At 66.4% G+C, this 14,491-nt stretch carries 10 protein-coding genes; 6 read left to right on the plus strand and 4 right to left on the minus strand.

The genetic code is table 11. The features are described from left to right. Window positions 1–32: 32 nt before the first annotated feature. On the minus strand, window positions 33–1,727 hold the full coding sequence (locus KNW02_RS04650) for a winged helix-turn-helix domain-containing tetratricopeptide repeat protein (RefSeq protein ID WP_216032108.1): 1,695 nt from the start codon (window positions 1,725–1,727) through the stop codon (window positions 33–35). A gap of 299 nt (window positions 1,728–2,026) precedes the next feature. Further along, window positions 2,027–2,776, minus strand: a complete 750-nt coding sequence (locus KNW02_RS04655) for a DsbA family protein (RefSeq protein WP_216032109.1) — start codon at window positions 2,774–2,776, stop codon at window positions 2,027–2,029. A 155-nt stretch (window positions 2,777–2,931) separates the two neighbouring features. Here KNW02_RS04655 and KNW02_RS04660 point away from each other — a divergent pair, with 155 nt between their 5' ends. The 3 genes from KNW02_RS04660 to KNW02_RS04670 all read left to right on the plus strand — a co-directional run bounded on the left by KNW02_RS04660 (window position 2,932) and on the right by KNW02_RS04670 (window position 7,910). Beyond that, complete coding sequence (locus tag KNW02_RS04660) at window positions 2,932–4,068, plus strand: pyridoxal phosphate-dependent aminotransferase (RefSeq protein ID WP_216032110.1); 1,137 nt, start codon at window positions 2,932–2,934, stop codon at window positions 4,066–4,068. Continuing rightward, window positions 4,065–5,267, plus strand: a complete 1,203-nt coding sequence (locus tag KNW02_RS04665) for an N-acetylmuramoyl-L-alanine amidase (RefSeq protein ID WP_216032111.1) — start codon at window positions 4,065–4,067, stop codon at window positions 5,265–5,267. The genes KNW02_RS04660 and KNW02_RS04665 overlap by 4 nt, the downstream gene beginning before the upstream one ends. A 93-nt stretch (window positions 5,268–5,360) precedes the next feature. Further along, the gene (locus KNW02_RS04670) at window positions 5,361–7,910 is read left to right on the plus strand and encodes a penicillin-binding protein 1A (protein WP_216032212.1); all 2,550 of its coding nucleotides are present in this window, start codon (window positions 5,361–5,363) and stop codon (window positions 7,908–7,910) included. A 13-nt stretch (window positions 7,911–7,923) separates the two neighbouring features. Here the strand turns inward: KNW02_RS04670 and KNW02_RS04675 are convergent, their stop codons facing one another. Next, window positions 7,924–10,185, minus strand: a complete 2,262-nt coding sequence (locus tag KNW02_RS04675) for a hypothetical protein (protein ID WP_216032112.1) — start codon at window positions 10,183–10,185, stop codon at window positions 7,924–7,926. 191 nt (window positions 10,186–10,376) lie between these two features. Between KNW02_RS04675 and prfB the strand changes: the two genes are divergently transcribed. The 3 genes from prfB to KNW02_RS04690 all read left to right on the plus strand — a co-directional run bounded on the left by prfB (window position 10,377) and on the right by KNW02_RS04690 (window position 13,842). Next, on the plus strand, window positions 10,377–11,504 hold the full coding sequence (prfB, locus tag KNW02_RS04680) for a peptide chain release factor 2 (protein WP_216032113.1): 1,128 nt from the start codon (window positions 10,377–10,379) through the stop codon (window positions 11,502–11,504). A 188-nt stretch (window positions 11,505–11,692) separates the two neighbouring features. Next, window positions 11,693–12,676 carry an aldo/keto reductase gene (locus KNW02_RS04685; RefSeq protein WP_216032114.1) on the plus strand — a complete coding sequence of 328 codons (984 nt, stop codon included), beginning with the start codon at window positions 11,693–11,695 and terminating at the stop codon, window positions 12,674–12,676. A 98-nt stretch (window positions 12,677–12,774) separates the two neighbouring features. Further along, a complete protein-coding gene (locus KNW02_RS04690; RefSeq protein ID WP_216032115.1) occupies window positions 12,775–13,842 on the plus strand; it encodes a patatin-like phospholipase family protein in 1,068 nt (355 codons plus the stop codon). Here the strand turns inward: KNW02_RS04690 and KNW02_RS04695 are convergent. Further along, a complete protein-coding gene (locus KNW02_RS04695) occupies window positions 13,788–14,486 on the minus strand; it encodes a DUF502 domain-containing protein (protein WP_216032116.1) in 699 nt (232 codons plus the stop codon). The two genes, KNW02_RS04690 and KNW02_RS04695, sit on opposite strands and share 55 nt — an antisense overlap. Between the last annotated feature and the right edge of the window lie 5 nt (window positions 14,487–14,491).

The raw sequence follows: 14,491 nt of genomic DNA on the forward strand, positions 1-14,491 counted from the left end.
GGAGCCATCCCGCGGGCCGGGTTCCGGGGCGATCAGTTTTCGGAAGAACCCGGCAGCCCCGCCAGCCGGGTGCCCTCGAAATAGGCCTCCCAGGAAGGGCCGATGGTCTGTCCCTTGTTGGGGCCCAGATCCGCGGCCGTCAGGGAAGGTGCCAGTCGCCTGACCTCGGCCACGGTTTCGCGTGCCGCGTCAATGTCGCCGGTCAGGGCTTCGGTCGCCGCCTTGAAGACCAGGACATCGGACATGTCCGGGGCGCGGTCGAAGGCCCCCAGCGCCTCCTCGAAGCGCTGATCGTGGAACAGGGCGAAACCCAGGGCGCCGATATACCATCCCGGCGGGTCAGGGGTCAGGGAAAGTGCCTTCTCGATCCAGCCGACGGGTTCGGGGCCGGTGACACCGCGCCAGGCCGCCCCGAATGTGGCATGGGCCAGGATGTCGGCATCGCTCGGCGCGGCCTCGACCGCCCTTCGCAACAGGTCGGTAGCGCGGTCCTGCTGCTGCTGGCTTGCCAGATAGCTTGAATACCGGATCAGCACATAGGGATCGTTCGGGTCGGCCTCATAGGCGCGGATCTTGGCCTGACTGGAGGCCTCGTAATATCGCTGCTTTTCCTCCTCGGTCTGCGCGTAATCGCCAAGGTAGAGATAGGTGATGTCGAGCGACGCCCATGCCTTGGCGAATTGCGGATCCATGGCAAGCGCCCTTTTCAGGTAGTCTTCGGCCCGCTTCATGCTTTCCGGGGTAAAGAGGTGCTTTTCGGCGCTGCCAAGCAGGTAGAGTTCATAGGCGTCGATACTGTCGGTCGGTTGCGCCCTGCCGCGTGACAGCGTCTCTTGCGACAGGACACCGGTCCATTCCGCGGCGATGATCGAGACGATGCGTTCGTAGATTTCATCCTGCCAGGCAAAGATGTCGCCGACCGAACCATCCCAGCTCCGGGTCCAGACCACCTGCCCGCGTTCGCTGTCGGTAAGCCGCGCGGTCAGCCGAATCCGGTCGTCCTGGGCCAATATGGTTCCGTCCAGAATCATCCGCATGCCATAGCGATCTGCGGCCTCCGCGGGCGAGAATGACGGCTTCCCGGCTTCCTCAAGCGATGCCGCCGCGCCGACCCTCAGTTCGCGATGCCGGGCAAATTCGCCCGAAAGTCCGACCGCGAGGCCGTTTCCAAGCCGCTGCCACCGCGCATCTCCGGTCATGTCCTGAAACGGCAGCACGACGAGCGACGGAGCGGAGGCAGCCGTCGCAGGAGGGATACCCGCCATGTCACGGTCTTTCAGGCCCACGGCCAAGAATATCGCGGCGACGACCAGGGCGGCCATCGCGGCCAGACGCATCCGCCATGACCGGCCTGCGCGCCGAGGTTCTGGCGCCGTCGCTTGGCGGTCGTTCGGGACCAGCCTGTAGCCGCGCTTGGGCACGGTCAACAGGGTGGAGCCGTCCCTGTCTCCGATCGCCGATCTGATCTGGCGCACGCATTGCGACAGGTTGTTCTCGGTGACGTGGATGTCGCCCCAGGCGCCGCTCAGCAGGTCATCCTTGCTGACCACCATATTCGGGCGTTCGGCCAGAACGGCCAGAACCCGCCCGGCCTGATCGCCCAGCAGAACCGGGTTGCCCGCCTGATCGAGAAGCTGGCGGGTGTCGCGCAGGAAACGCACGCGTCCGATCGACAGTTCTTCGGCACCCGAGGCGTCGGTCGTCAGCGTATCGACTTTCATCGACATATGCTTGCCCTCATCGGTGTGATCGATTCTATCACTGCCGACGCGGTTGCGAAAACCGCCCCGCCGCCCATCGAGCGAAGATTCAGAACGATTCAGAAAATTGCACTGCAAATTCAATGCAGAATGAACGGAAACCTATCGCCAAAAACCTTCGGGCCGAGGCGCCGGAGGCATCGCGTCGCAGGGTGCAGCGCCTGATCGGCAGCGGATTGCACCTTCCCTCGCGCGGCAAGGGAACGAAACAAGGCAAGTCCAGCAGGGCGGCGGCTGGCTTCCGCAGTGGGCGCCGTTCGGCGCGATCAGCCCTCGCCCGAAAGCCCCTCGCGGATTTCCTTGACCGTCGCAGTCAGGCCGGCGGCCGGCACGCCGCGCAGCAGTTCCTCGCCAATCACGAAACTCGGTGTGCCGGCGATGCCCATGCGTTCGGCAAGCTGGCGGTTCTCGCGCAGGATGGCACTGACGGATTCGGTGTTCATCGTATTGACGACCTCGTCGGCATCGACGCCGATCGTGCCGGCGATCTTCGTCAGCGCCTCGATCGTGGCCGGGCCGCGCAGGGTGATCAACTCGCCATGGGCTTTTGCATAGGCCTCGTCCCCGCCGATTTCCTTGACGGCAATGGCGAAGCGGGCCGAGTTTTCGCTGTCTTCACCGAGGATAGGAAATTCCTTCAGGATCAGGCGGATATTTCCGTCATCCTCGAGAATGCTGTAGATTTCGTCGTCGAAGCGGCGGCAGACGCCGCAACGATAGTCGATGAACTCGACCATGGTCAGGTCGCCGTCCGGGTTGCCGCCGACCCAGCTGTAGCCATCCTCGAAGATCGCTGCGCGATTGGCGGCGACCAGTTCCAGATCGGATTTCGCGGCCTCGACGGCGCGGCGTTCTTCCAGCACGTTGATCGATTCGATCAACACCTCGGGATTGGCCATCAGGTATTCGCGCACGGCCTCGCCGAAGGCGGCCTTTTCCTTGTCCGTCATGGCCGAGATGTCGAAGGCAAGGACAGGTGTCGCGGTCAGAAGCAGCGCGGCGATCAGGCGTTTCATCGAAATCCTCGTGCATGGGTCGGCCCGCAGCTTGGCCCGGCCGGGCGTTCTTGGCAAGAAAGCCTGCAACACGGCTGCGTGAAAGCCGCAAAAGGCTAGAGTCCGGCGGGGCCGCGCGATAAGACGGGAAAAAACGACCAGACGAGGCCCGAGCCATGCGACAATCCGCCCGCGGACAGGTTGATCCGTTCATCGTCATGGATGTGATGGAGGCGGCGGCCCGTGCCGAGGCCGAAGGCCGCCACATCATCCATATGGAGGTGGGCCAGCCCGGCACGCCCGCACCCGCGGGCGCCCGTGAGGCGCTGGCAAGGTCGCTGTCGCAGCCTCTGGGATACACCGTCGCCCTGGGGCTGCTGCGGCTGCGGCAGGGGATCGCCGGGCTTTACCGGCGCTGGTACGGGGTCGATCTGGATCCGGCGCGCGTGGTGGTCACGCCGGGCAGCAGCGGCGCCTTCATCCTGGCCTTCTCGGCGCTGTTCGATGCCGGCGACCGGGTGGCCATGGGCTATCCGGGCTATCCCAGCTACCGTCAGATCCTGCGGGCGATGTCGCTTGAGCCGGTCGGGATTCCGACCCGGCCCGAAGATCGCTATCAGCCGCGCCCCGAGGCGCTGCCGGATGACGCGCAGGGGCTGATCCTGGCCTCGCCGGGCAACCCGTCGGGGACGGTGCTGCGGCTGGACGAGTTGCGGGCATTGAACGAAGCCGCCCGGGACAAGGGCATGGCGGTGATCTCGGACGAGATCTATCACGGCCTTTCCTATGGCGACCGGTGCCATTCCGCGCTTGAAGTGACGGATGATGTTTTCGTCATAAACTCTTTCAGCAAATACTTTTCCATGACCGGCTGGCGGGTTGGCTGGATGGTGGTGCCCGAGACACATCTGCGCACGGTCGAGCGTCTGGCGCAGAACATGTTCATCTGCCCGCCCCATGCCAGTCAGGTGGCCGCGCTGGCGGCGCTGGACTGCATCGACGAGGCCGAGGCAAATCTGGCCGTCTATGCCCGGAACCGGCAATTGATGCTGGAGGGGCTGCCAAAGGCGGGCTTCACCCGGATCGCCCCGCCCGAAGGGGCCTTCTACATCTATGCCGATGTTTCGGATCTGACCGGGGATTCGTTGGCCTTTGCCGAGGAGATTCTGGCGAAGGCCGGGGTCGCGGTGACGCCGGGGCTGGATTTCGACCCCGAGCGGGGGGCACGGACCTTGCGGTTCAGCTATGCCCGCGCGACCGCCGATATCGCCGAGGGGCTGCGGCGGCTGGCGGAGTTCATGGCGGCGCGATGAGGTGGCTGGCGCTGATCCTTGCGCTTTGCCTGACGGTGTCGGCCGCGCCGGCGCAGGAGGTGGCGCGGCTTGAGCCGGGGTCCTCGTCGCTGACCAGGACCGGGCGCGGCTGGTGGGGGCCGCCGCCGCTGGAACTGCAACTGACGCTGAGCCGCCCGGTGGCCTATCGCGCCTATCTGGTGGCCGATCCGATCCGGCTGGTCGTCGATCTGAAGGGGGCCGACCTGTCCGGCACCCGGCCCGAGGACCTGCCCGGCGCCGATCTGGTGCCCGCGATCCGCTGGGGGCGGTTCCAGCGCGGCTGGTCGCGGATCGTGGTCGAACTGCCGGGCCCCTATCGCGTGGCCAGCGCCGGGCAGCGCACCGGCGATCCGCAATCGCGGATCACCGTGGCCCTGCGGCCCGTCGGAACCGCCGATTTCTATCCCCGTCCCAGTGCGGCGACGGCCCTGCGCGATCTGCCGAGCCCGGTCCAGTTTCCCGAATCCGGGTCGCGCGAGGGATTGGTGGTGGCGCTGGACCCGGGCCATGGCGGCTTTGATCCGGGCGCGCAGTCGGACGGGCAGACCGAGGCCGATCTGGTCCTGACCTTCGCGCAGGAATTGCGCACGGCGCTGGAGGCGCGGGGCGTCAGCGTCGTCATGACCCGCGATGATGACAGTTTCGTCCGGCTGGAGGATCGCATGACCCTGGCGCGCGAGGCCGGGGCACAACTGTTCCTGTCCCTGCATGCCGACGCATTGCCCACGGGGCAGGCTGCGGGGGCAACGATCTATCTGTGGGATCCGGATTCGGACGGCCGGGCGGCGCAGCAACTGGCGCTGCGGCATGACCGCGACGATCTGCTGGCCGGCATCGATCTGGCGGGCGAGGACGATGCCCTGGCCGCAGCCCTGATGGATTTCGTCCGCACCGACACCCAGCCGAGATCCGAGAATTTCGCCCGCTTCCTGACCTCGCGCATGGCGCTGATGGGGATCGGGCTGCATGGGCGGCCGGTGCAGGACGCGGCGTTCTCGGTGCTGAAGTCCCCCGACATGCCCTCTGCCCTGCTGGAACTGGGCTTCATCTCGGACGATCAGGACCGGGCCAATCTGGGTGATCCGCTGTGGCGCGCAAGGATGGTGCAGGTGCTGGTCGAATCGGTCACCGGCTGGGCGCGGGACGAGGCCGTGCGGGCGACGATGCTGCGGCGCTGAGCCGCCACACAGGCCCGTGATCGGCCAGTGTTGTTTTGACCCTCGTTCGGGCCGCGTTTATAGACGAAGCAGATGATTGAAAGGCGTTCGGACGTGCTGCGCAGCATCCTGTCATTTTTCGGTTCGATCTTTTCCTGGATCGTGACGGCGGCGTTCTTTGCGGCGCTGACGCTGGGCGGCATCTTCTGGGTCTATTCGCGCGATCTGCCCAGCCACGAGACGCTGGCCCAGTATTCGCCCAAGACCATCAGCCGCATCTATTCCGGCGAGGGCATGCTGATCGACGAATTCGCCGAGGAGCGCCGCATCTTCGTGCCCAGCGAAGAGATCCCCGATCTGGTGAAGGAGGCCTTCATCAGCGCCGAGGACAAGAACTTCTTCATCCATCCGGGCTATGACGTTCGCGGCATCATCGGTGCGGCCTATCAGGCGGTGCAGACCGGCGGCTCGACCGTGCGCGGGGCCTCGACCATCACCCAGCAGGTGATGAAGAACTTCCTGCTGTCCAGCGACCGCAGCGTCGAGCGCAAGGTGAAGGAACTGATCCTCGCCTCGCGGCTGGAACGCACGCTGAGCAAGGAGCAGATCCTTGAACTTTACCTGAACGAGATTTTCCTCGGTCAGAACAGCTTTGGGGTCGCGGCCGCGGCGCAGGTCTATTTCAACAAGTCGCTGGCGGAACTGGCCCCGCACGAGGCGGCGATGCTGGCCGCCATGCCGCAGGCGCCCGGCCGCTATCACCCGGTCCGCGCCAAGGAACGGGTGACCGAGCGGCGCAACTATGTGCTGCGCGAGATGTGGCAGAACGGCTATATCGATCAGGCCACCTACGAGGCGGAAGCCAGGCTGCCGCTGAAATCGGTACAGAACGGCGACTATCCCTCGGCCGGCAGCCAGATGCCGCCGCGCGACTATTTCACCGACGAGATCCGGCGCCAGCTGAGCCGCGAATTCGGGCAGGAGGAGTTTTTCGGCGGCGGGCTGACCATCCGCGCCACGGTCGAGCCGAAACTGCAATCGGCGGCGGCGGACGCGCTGCGCGAGGCGCTGGAAAGCTATGACCGGGGCCGTGGCGTCTGGCGCGGCACCGGCGAGACCATCGCGCCCGAGCAGCTGGGCAACGAGGCCGGCTGGCGCGGGGCGCTGTTCGAGGCCGAGGTGCCGCGCGACATTCCCGGCTGGTATCCGGCGGTGGTGCTGGAACTCGGCCAGTCGGATGCGCGCATCGGCATCGAGGGCATCGAGGAGGATGCCGACGGCCACTGGATCCCGGCCCGGGACGTGCAATGGGCGCGCAAGCTGAACCGCGAGACTCGGCGGCTGGAGGCCAAGGCGCAGGTCGCGGGCGATCTGGTCTCGGTCGGCGATGTGGTGCTGGTGCGGGCCATGACCAGCGACGGCGACGGCAGCTTCGTCCGCTGGACCCTGCGGCAGGTGCCCGAGGTGCAGGGCGGCTTCATGGCCATGGATGTCAATACCGGCCGGGTCATGGCGATGCAGGGTGGCTTCAGCTATCAGTCCTCGGTCTTCAACCGGGCCACGCAGGCGCAGCGGCAGCCGGGTTCCAGCTTCAAGCCCTTCGTCTATGCCGCCGCGCTGGACAACAACTATACCCCGGCCACCATCGTCGTGGACGAGGCGATCCGCATCAACACACCCTACGGCATGTGGGAGCCGAAGAACGCCAGCGGGCGCACCTATGGCCCCTCGCCGCTGCGCACCGGGATCGAGCAGTCGCGCAACCTGATGACGATCCGCGTGGCCCAGGATATCGGCATGGAGCGGGTGGCCGAATATGCCGAGAAATTCGGCGTCTATGACGACCTGAAGCCGTTTCTGGCCAATGCCCTCGGGGCGCAGGAAACCACGCTGTTCAAGATGGTCGCGGCCTATGCGATGTTCGCCAATGGCGGCGAGCGGGTGGAACCGACGCTGGTCGACCGGGTGCAGGACCGCCGCGGCCGCACCGTCTATCGCCATGACAAGCGGGTCTGCGAGACCTGCGGCATGCAGGCGCTGCCGGCGGGGCAGGGACCGGTGATCGCCAGCAACCGCGAGCGGGTGATGGATGCCGTCACCGCCTATCAGCTGACCTCGATGCTGGAGGGCGTGGTCCAGCGCGGCTCGGGCAAGGGGGTCAGTCTGCCGGTGCCGGTCGCCGGCAAGACCGGCACCACCAATGACGCCAAGGATGTCTGGTTCATCGGGTTTACCAGCAATATCGTCGCCGGCTGCTATCTGGGTTACGACCAGCCGCGCACGCTGGGCAGCAACGCCTATGGCGGGACGCTGTGCGTGCCGGTCTTCAACGCCTTCATGCGCGAGGCGGTGCGCGAATATGGCGGCAGCGCCTTCGCGGTGCCGCCGGGCGGGCACTGGGTGAAGATCGACCGCTTTACCGGCCAGCGGCTGCCCGACGGCGCGTCGGGGGACAATGTCGTGGCCGAATATTTCCGCGACGGCAGCGATCCCGACTGGATGTCGCCGGTCATCATCTCGGGCTTCGGCGACGAGAAGGTGATCCTGCCATGGGAGGCCGGCGGCGGGGCGGGGGCGACCTCGATCACCACCTCGACCGGCCGCAAGAAGGTGATCCCGAAAAAGACCGATTTCGGCACCATGTCCTCGGGCGGGCTCTACTGAGCCGATCGCCGGATCAGTCGCCGCAATTTGCAGGGCGCGTCAGCACCGCCGGATCGGCCTCTGCGAGGACGGGTTCCAGATCCGTGTTGAGGTTGGCTTCGATCCGGCAGAAGGAATTGCGGTCGAGATACCAGCTGACCGTGTAGTTCAGATCCCGAAGCCGCAATGCGAAAGGGGTGATGGTGGTCGTCCGGCCGGTCCCGTCGCCCTGATCCTCGAAGGCTGCGCTGGTTCTGCGCTGCGACAGGACCATGCGGGAATGCCAGGCGCCGAGAAAGGCGGAAAGCGGCGTGCCGAAGGTGCCCTTGAGGCGGCTTGTATCGCCTGACGCGGTGGCGGGATCCTCGGTCGTCAGGACGATCACCTCGACCGGGTTCGGGGTGGCGGGGCGGATGATGTTCAGGATGTCGTGGATCGTCTCGATGCCGGAATTGTCGAAATAGCCGCCGTCCACGATCTGCTGGATGCCGGTCCCGGTGGCGACCCGCGCGGCGGCGGTGACGATCGGAAAGCGCGCGGACATGAAGGCAGCGGTCGCGACCTCGATCGCCGGGCCGTCGATGCCGCCGCTGGACTCGTCGGGCGAGAGGTCCGTGAAGGGCGACAGGATCACCCGGTCACCCGCCGCCACCCGCGTCGTATTGAGAAACAGCGCCGGCAGCCGCGCCTCGGGTGTCCAGCTTGCCGCCAGCGGCCGGGCAAGGGCCATGGCGCCGTCGCCGGCGGCGGCCACGCTGTGCCCGGTCAGCGCCAGTTCAAGCTGCCGGGCGCGGTCGAGCCGCGCCCCGTCCGTTACCGACGAGAAGGGCAGGATCGTATCCGCGAGATCGGTGGTGAACAGGCGCGCCAGAACCGGGCTGAGATAGTCGCGGCCCAGAATGGCGCGGGCGATACGCTGATGGCAGTCGTCGCCACGCGGCGCGTCCTCGCAGGCGCCCGAGGCACGGATCGCCCAGAAGGCCGCCGCCCCGACCGAGCCGCCCGATACGCCGCTGATGGCGAAGATGGAATCGGTAAAATCCGGGCCTTCCGCATCGGCCCGCTTGGCCAGATAGAGCGCGGTGTAATAGGCCGAGAACAGCCCGCCGCCCTCGGCCGCGATCAGCCGCACGGGGGCCTCGGCCGCGCGCTGCGCCAGCCACACCGGATAGGCGTCCGCCATCGCTGCGGGGGCGGTTTCCGGGGGCGCGGTCTCTACCAGATAGCACCCCGCCAGCACCGGGCAGCGGTCCTGGCGCTTGTACCCCCAGGCGGTCAGGCCGATCGCCAGCGCAAGGATCATCGCGGCGGTGATCCGCTCGGGCCATGAGGCCCTTGCCGGGTGGATGAAGACCGCGAGGCCGTAGAGAGCCGCGAGAATCAGAAAGGCAATGCTGCCCGGCCGGCCGGTTCCCGCCATGACCAGCCCCATGACCACAAGGATCAGCGGGATCTGGCCATAGCTCAGCCGAACGGACTGGCGGGTCAGGAAGGCGAGGCATTGTGCCGCGACCGAAACGAAGATGATCGCGACCGCCACCGGCCCCAGCCAGACCGACCAGAGCGGGAAAATCGCTAGCAGCACCAGGATCACGGCACAGGCGGCAAGCGCATGCGGTCGGTAGTCGATGCCTACTCGGCGCTGAAGGCCATAAAGGGCGGCGAGCCGTCGCGTGATCGGGCCTGCGGGATCGGACGGCTGGGACGCTGCTGAGACCCTTCCCCGTGAGACGGCCCCGGCCAGCCGATTGCGGGTTTTTTCGGGCAGGAAGACCCAGATGCCGGAAAGGGTCAGGGACAGGCTCAGCACCAGCAGCAGGATCAGGAACGCCGTGGCCCCGAGGCTGATATGGTCCTCGCCGAACAGAACCCGCAGGATCGCCACCGAAGCCGCCAGAAGCGGCAGCCGCCCCACCCAGGTCAGCAGGACACGCTCGACCTGCGCATTGTGCTTCTGGAAATGGCGCGGAGTTTCGAGGGCGTATTTCGTGGACAGGTGAAGGGTCGGCGGCAGGAAGAAGAAGGCAATCAGGGTAAAAAGCGCGGCCACGCTGCCGACCGGCGGGCGCATGGCGTTTTCGGCCACGGACATCAGCGCTTCATGCGAGGCATCCGGCAGGGCCAGCGCGGCCGAGAACAGGACCGAGATCAGCACCGGCCCCCAGGCATATTCCAGCGCGTTTCCGAATTCCTCGCTGAAGGACGGATGTGGCGTGGATTCTCGCCTTGGTTTTTCAGGTGTTTCTGGAATGCTTGTTTCTTCAGGTTTATCGGAGGGGTCCGAAACGTCAGCCATCGCAAACTCTTTCCATATCCGGGGGGATAAACCGCGGATAATGATATGATGAAGACCACCATCGGAAAACAGAAAAGCACGGGGGCGATGGGTCCGGGTCCGAGGGCGGCGGCGCGTGTTTGCGGGGGAAACTCTTGTTCGCGCCCTTCCGGCAGGCTATCTGTCGCCTCTGATTTCCGAGGAGCCCGCCCATGCGCGCCGAGACGCAGTCGACCATCGAAGCCATCCGCAAGTCGCTGACCCTGCTGGGACAGCGGATGGACTGGCAGACCGCGCCGCATCGCCTGGAGGAAATGAACGCGATGATCGAGGCGGGCGATCTGTGGTCCGACGCGGCCCGCGCGCAGAAACTGATGCGCGAGCGGCAGGCCCTGTCGGATGCGATCGAGACCTATCGCCGGATCGATGGTGATCTGGCCGCCAATGCCGAGATGGTCGAACTGGCCGAGGAGGAAGGCGATCAGGATCTGGTCGCCGAGGCCGAGGCCAACCTGAAATCGCTGGCCGAACTTGCCGCGCAGAAAGAGCTTGAGGCGCTGCTGAACGGCGAGGCGGATGGCAATGACACCTTCCTCGAGATCAATGCCGGCGCGGGTGGGACGGAAAGCTGCGACTGGGCCTCGATGCTGGCGCGGATGTATGTGCGCTGGGCCGAGAAGAAGGGCTATGATGTCGAACTGATCGCGGAATCGGCGGGCGAGGAGGCGGGGATCCGCAGCGCCGCCTACAAGATCAGTGGCCATAATGCCTATGGCTGGCTGAAATCGGAAAGCGGCGTTCACCGTCTGGTGCGCATCTCGCCCTATGACAGCGCCGCGCGGCGCCATACCAGTTTCAGCAGCATCTGGGTCTATCCGGTGGTGGACGAGAATATCGAGATCACCATTCCCGACAATGAGATCCGCATCGACACCTATCGCTCGTCCGGTGCGGGCGGGCAGCACGTGAACACGACCGACTCGGCGGTGCGGATCACCCACCTGCCGACCGGCATCGTCGTGACCAGTTCCGAGAAATCGCAGCACCAGAACCGCGCCAACGCCATGGCCGCGCTGAAATCGCGCCTCTACCAGATGGAACTGGATAAGCGGAACGCCGAGATCAACGCCCAGCACGCCGCCAAGGGCGATGCCGGCTGGGGCAACCAGATCCGGTCCTATGTGCTGCAGCCCTACCAGATGGTGAAGGATCTGCGCACGGGCGAGGAAACCAGCGACACGCAGGGCGTTCTGGACGGCGATCTGGATGCCTTCATGGCGGCCACGCTGGCGCTGGACGTGGCCGGCAAGAGCCGGGCCGAGGCGCAGGCCGAGGACTGAGCCGCACGCCCTCGCGCCGGCCCCAGGGCCGGGCCTCCGGCCTTTTGCCGGTGTCGTCGCCGCGCCGATCAGTGTCGCAATCGGTGTCATATCGAACGTCCGGGCAAGCCGGACGGGAGCCTGCCGCATGGTCTTGCGGCCGCCGGTCAGGGCGGGGCAGGATCGGGCCAGGATGACGGGGGCAGAGAATGCAGAAACGACGGCTTGGCGCACATGGCCCGATGGTGGGCGCGGTGGCATTGGGAACGATGAATTTCGTCGGCACCTATGGCGAGGCCGACCCGGATGAAAGCCTGCGCTGCATGGCCGAATGCCTCGAGATCGGGATCGACCATATCGATACCTCCAATGTCTACGGCATGGGCCGGGCCGAGGAGTTGCTGGCCCGCTTTCTGAAGGACCATCGCGGCCGGATCACGCTGGCCAGCAAATGCGGCATCACCCGCGATCCGCAGCGCCCGTTCGACAATTCTGCCGATCATATGCGGCAGGCGCTGGAGGCCTCGCTGCGCCGCATGGGGGTCGATCACATCGACCTCTATTACCTGCACCGGCACGAGGTCGCGCGGCCCATCGAAGAGGTGATGCAGACGCTGATGCGTTTCCGCGACGAGGGCAAGATCGGCGCCATCGGCCTGTCCGAAATCGCCCCCTCGACGCTGGAACGGGCGCTAGCGGTGGGGCCGGTGGCGGCGGTGCAGTCGGAATATTCGCTGTGGTCGCGCCAGCCGGAACTGGGGATCCTGCAGGCCTGCGCGCGCGAGGGCGCAGCCCTGGTCGCGTTCTCGCCGGTCGGGCGCGGGGTCTTCGGCGCCGAGGCGCCCGATCCGGCCGGCTTCGGAGACAGGGACCTCAGGGCGGGGATGCCGCGCTTTTCGCCCGAGAACTGGCCGCACAACCTGCGTCATCTGCACCGGTTTGCCGAGTTCGCCCGCGATCATCGCGAAAGCCCGGCCTCGGTCGCCATCGCCTGGGTCCTGGCCCGCGGAGATCATGTGATCGCGCTGCCCGGATCGCGCAGCATCGCGCATATGCGGGAGAACGCGCGCGGCGCGGCGATCCGGCTCAGCCCCGAGCAACAGGACGAGATCGGCCGCCTCCTGCCGCCGGGCTGGGCCCATGGCGCGCGCTATGGCGAGGCGATGTCGCGAGGCCCGCAGGCCTATTGCTGAGGCCCCGCGCGGCAACGCGCGCAGCATCGTGCAACACTTGCGGCGTGACCTTCGGTCTGTACTATGCCGCATGTGCGAAATGGACGCAGGGGCCGGACATGCAGGAAAAGACCATCAATCTCGCCTTGCAGGGCGGCGGCGCCCATGGCGCGTTCTCTTGGGGGGTGCTGGACCGGCTGCTGGACGAACACTGGCTGGACATCGCCGCGATCAGCGGCACCTCGGCCGGGGCGCTGAACGGGGCGGCGCTGAAGGCCGGGCTGTCGCGGCAGTCGGGTGCGGCCGGGCGCAGGCTGGCGCGCGAGAATCTGGACTGGCTGTGGTCCGAGATCAGCCAGTTGTCCGACAACCGCATGGTGTGCTGGATGCATTCGCTGCTGCCGATGCCGCGCGGCTGGCAACGCTGGACCGAGATGTTCTCGCCCGCTGCCTGGCTGGACGGGCTGAGCAGGCTGTTCAGCCCTTACGATTACGGTCCCTTCTACGTCAATCCGCTGGGCTCGGTTCTGCGGCAGCTGCCCTATCCGGATTTCGGCAACGATCGCGGCCCGGCGCTGTTCGTGGCGGCGACCAATGTCCGCACCGGGCGCATCCGGGTGTTTACCCGCGCCGCCGTCACCGTCGATGCGGTGCTGGCCTCGGCCTGCCTGCCGACGCTGTTCCAGGCGGTCGAGATCGCAGACCCCGACACCGGCAGGATCGAGGCGTTCTGGGACGGGGGGTTCACGGGCAATCCGGCGCTGTTTCCGCTTTTTGCCCCGCATCTGCCGCGTGACATCGTGATCGTGAACATCAATCCGCTGATCCGCGACGGGGTGCCGCGCACGCCGGCGGGGATCTCGGATCGGGTGAACGAGGTCAGCTTCAACAGTTCGCTGATGTCGGAACTCAGGGCGATCAATTTCGTCAAGAAACTGCATGGCGAAGACAGGCTGCAGCACCGGGAGATGAAGAACCCGCTGATGCACATGATCCTTGACGACACCTTGATGAACGACCTGAACGCGCGGTCGAAGATGATGCCGCCGCCGGGGCTGCTGGCGCGCATGAAGGAGGCCGGGCAGGGTGCCGCCGACAGGTTCCTTGATGCGCATGCGGATGCGCTGAACGTTCAGGACACGGTCGACTTGCCGGAACTGTTCCGGGGCTCGGGCGTCGTCGGATAGACCAGCCCGGCCGAGATCACCAGCTTGGCCGCGTCCTCGACGCTCATGTCGAGGAAGGTCACGTCGCTTGCCGGCACATAGATCAGGAAGCCCGAGGTCGGGTTCGGCGTGGTCGGCACGAAGACGGCGATCAGATCCTGCCGGGTGCGCTCGACCAGTTCGCCCCGTGCGGGGCCGGCGACGAAGCCCACGCCCCACAGGCCCTTGCGCGGATATTCGATCAGGCAGGCGCGGTCGAAACGGGCCTCGTCCTGCGACAGGATCGTCTCGGCGATCTGTTTCAGCGCGCCATAGATCGAGCGCACGATCGGCATCCGGTTCACCAGTTGCTCGCCCATGCGCAGGAACGACCGGCCGACATATCCCTTGGCCATCCAGCCGATCAGCACCGTGAACAGCAAGAACACCAGCACGCCGAGGCCGCGCAGGTCGATGCCGATATACTGCTCGGGTCGCCAGCGGGCCGGGATCAATGGCAGCACCCAACTGTCCATCCAGCCGGTCAGGGTCCAGATCATCCAGACGGTGATGCCGATCGGCGCGATGACGACCAGCCCGGCGAGAAAGCTTGAGCGCAGCCGCGCCAGCAGCCCCGGCTTGCTGCGGGGCTGCAAGTGCAGCGGAGAAGGGTCAGGCACGCGCATGGGCG

Source organism: Paracoccus marinaquae (assembly GCF_018860165.1).
GTDB classification, from domain to species: domain Bacteria; phylum Pseudomonadota; class Alphaproteobacteria; order Rhodobacterales; family Rhodobacteraceae; genus Paracoccus; species Paracoccus marinaquae.

Bases quoted from the DNA above. Each gene is read 5' to 3' on its own strand.
- KNW02_RS04650 (WP_216032108.1), bottom strand. From the start codon at position 1,727: ATGTCGATGAAAGTCGATACGCTGACGACCGACGCCTCGGGTGCCGAA.
- KNW02_RS04655 (WP_216032109.1), bottom strand. From the start codon at position 2,776: ATGAAACGCCTGATCGCCGCGCTGCTTCTGACCGCGACACCTGTCCTT.
- KNW02_RS04660 (WP_216032110.1), top strand. From the start codon at position 2,932: ATGCGACAATCCGCCCGCGGACAGGTTGATCCGTTCATCGTCATGGAT.
- KNW02_RS04665 (WP_216032111.1), top strand. From the start codon at position 4,065: ATGAGGTGGCTGGCGCTGATCCTTGCGCTTTGCCTGACGGTGTCGGCC.
- KNW02_RS04675 (WP_216032112.1), bottom strand. From the start codon at position 10,185: ATGGCTGACGTTTCGGACCCCTCCGATAAACCTGAAGAAACAAGCATT.
- prfB (WP_216032113.1), top strand. From the start codon at position 10,377: ATGCGCGCCGAGACGCAGTCGACCATCGAAGCCATCCGCAAGTCGCTG.
- KNW02_RS04685 (WP_216032114.1), top strand. From the start codon at position 11,693: ATGCAGAAACGACGGCTTGGCGCACATGGCCCGATGGTGGGCGCGGTG.
- KNW02_RS04690 (WP_216032115.1), top strand. From the start codon at position 12,775: ATGCAGGAAAAGACCATCAATCTCGCCTTGCAGGGCGGCGGCGCCCAT.
- KNW02_RS04695 (WP_216032116.1), bottom strand. From the start codon at position 14,486: ATGCGCGTGCCTGACCCTTCTCCGCTGCACTTGCAGCCCCGCAGCAAG.